This window comes from Thermogutta sp. (genome assembly GCF_014359955.1).
Lineage (GTDB): Bacteria > Planctomycetota > Planctomycetia > Pirellulales > Thermoguttaceae > Thermogutta.
Genome location: NZ_JACIYL010000674.1, coordinates 1 through 2464, shown reverse-complemented (window position 1 = coordinate 2464; position 2464 = coordinate 1). Strand labels below are relative to the sequence as shown.

1 protein-coding gene is annotated in these 2464 nt (G+C 56.1%); it reads left to right on the top strand.

The window, feature by feature from the left end:
• Window positions 1–95: 95 nt before the first annotated feature.
• Window positions 96–2464, top strand: a 2369-nt coding sequence (locus H5U08_RS15730; protein ID WP_297035164.1) for a sugar-binding domain-containing protein, incomplete at its 3' end; no start/stop codon positions are given.

Here is a 2464-nt window from a genome sequence, read left to right as displayed (position 1 = left end):
AATGGCAGCCGGCAACAGGAAGGGCAGAGAGCGTCCCTAACGACGGGTGGGGCTATTTTAAGGTTCCCGGCCCCTGGCCAGGGATCACGGATTACATGCAGAAGGACTGCCAAGTGGTCTATCCCCACGCGAAATGGGCCAACGTCCGATTGCGGGATATTGCCGCGGCCTGGTACCAGCGAACTTTCAAAATTCCAACAGAGTGGGTCGATCGCGAGATCGTGCTTCAAGCGGAATATGTCAATTCCCTCGCCACAGTTTTCATTGACGGCCAGAAAGTGGGTACGATTGTTTTTCCGGGTGGGGAAGTCAATCTCACCCAATTCTGCAAGCCCGGAAAAACTTACACGCTCTCCATGCTTGTCGAGGCAATCCCTCTTAAAGGAGTCTTAATGGCCTACACGGACAGCAACGCGGCGAGGCAAATCCGGGGGAGTGTCGCTCGCCGCGGACTCTGCGGCGACGTTTTTTTGGTGAGCCGTCCCAGGGGTCCTATCATTCGATTTACGCAGCTTGAGAGTTCCTACCGACATGGAAGCGTTCGCGTGGTGGCCTCTGTGGAGCGTCCCAACCGCGATCAGCGGTATCGCATTAAGGTTGTTTACCGAGATGGCGGCGAGACGGTGCACGAAGCCCTCTCTCCTCTTTTCCAGGCCGCACAGCTTGATAACAACGTTTTTGCTTTCGACGACATGTGGCGGCCGAGCAAAGTGTGGGACATCCACACACCTCAAAATCAGTACGATGTGGCGCTCTCATTACTCGACGAGAACAACACCGTGCTCGACGAGTGGTGGCCTATACGGTGGGGATTCCGTGAATTCTGGATTGACGGGCGGGATTTTTATCTTAACGGGACGCGTATCTTTCTATCCGCCATCCCGCTCGACAACGCTCAGGTGGGTGTTGCGTGGTGCACCTACGAGGCGGCGTGTGAAAGCCTTCGTCGGTTGAAGAGCTTTGGCATCAACTTTGTTTATACACACAATTACGACTGTCTACCCGGCTCCCACCTGAGTTTTGAGGAGCTTCTCCGAGCCGCGGACGATGTGGGAATACTGGTGGCGCTCTCTCAACCGCATTTCTCCCATTACGATTGGCAGTCGCCCGACGCGGACAAGACGAATGGATATCGCCAGCACGCAGAGTTCTACACCCGCGTGGCGGGCTCGCATCCGTCCGTTGTGATGTACGTAACCAGTCACAACGCAACGGGTTATAACGAGGATATGAATCCCGACCTTATCGACGGCATTCACGATCCACGCGACGGTTGGTCGCTCAACAATGCGCGACGGGCACTGCGGGCCGAGGCGATTATTCGGGACCTGGATCCCACTCGCCCAGTTTACCACCATTCCTCGGGCAATCTGGGTACCATGCACACCAGCAACTTTTACCCGAATTGGGTACCTATTCAGGAGCTTTGTGACTGGTTCGAGCACTGGTCCACCACAGGGGTGAAGCCGTTCTTCGCGTGCGAATACGGAGCGCCCTTCACGTGGGACTGGGCCATGTATCGAGGATGGTACAAAGGTCAGCGTGAATTTGGTAGCGCTGTGGTGCCATGGGATTTCTGCCTTGCTGAATGGAACGCCCAGTTTGTTGGTGACCGTGCCTACCAAATCAGTGAACAGGAAAAACGGAATCTCCGGTGGGAAGCTCGGCAATTTCGGGACGGTCGGTTGTGGCATCGCTGGGATTATCCCCACCAGCTTGGATCCAGCGATTTTGATGAACGGTACCCAATTCTGGCCAAGTATCTGGAAGATGCCTGGCGGGCGTTCCGGACCTGGGGGGTCTCAGCCATTTCCCCGTGGGAGCACCACATCTTCTGGAAGATGCGTCCCGGCCTGGAACGTAATAAACGCACAGAGCTTCCCACCGATTGGGAGAACCTACAGCGACCGGGCTACAGCCCTGATTATCTTGAAGATCGGTATGAGCGAATGGACCTCGCGTACGGCAGGGAGGATTGGGTCCCGACCCTGGCCGCTGAGGCCATGTATCGGAACAATATGCCGCTGCTTGCCTATATCGCGGGTCCCGAATCCTCGGTAACCAGTCGGGACCACGTGTTTAATCCCGGAGAGACGCTGCGCAAGCAGCTCGTGATCATCAACAACTGCCGGCAAAAAGTCACCTGCAAGTGGCGATGGGTATTTTCCGGCCCACAATTGGACCGCCCCGGCAATAACGCGGCGGGTGGCTCTGTGTTCCACATAGAGCAATCGGGTGCGGTGGAGATCGAGACCGGCCGACAGAGTCGTCAACCTGTGGAGGTGTCCCTCCCGCCAACGTTACCCCCTGGACCTTATCTCCTTTCCGCTGAGTTTCTCTTTAGCACCGGCGAGCGACAGACCGATGTGTTTCCCCTGCAGGTGATTCCATCACCAGAAAAGCAGACTGTGGCAAACGAAATGAGAGCAAAAGGGATAAAGATCGGAGTGTTTGATCCAGTGGG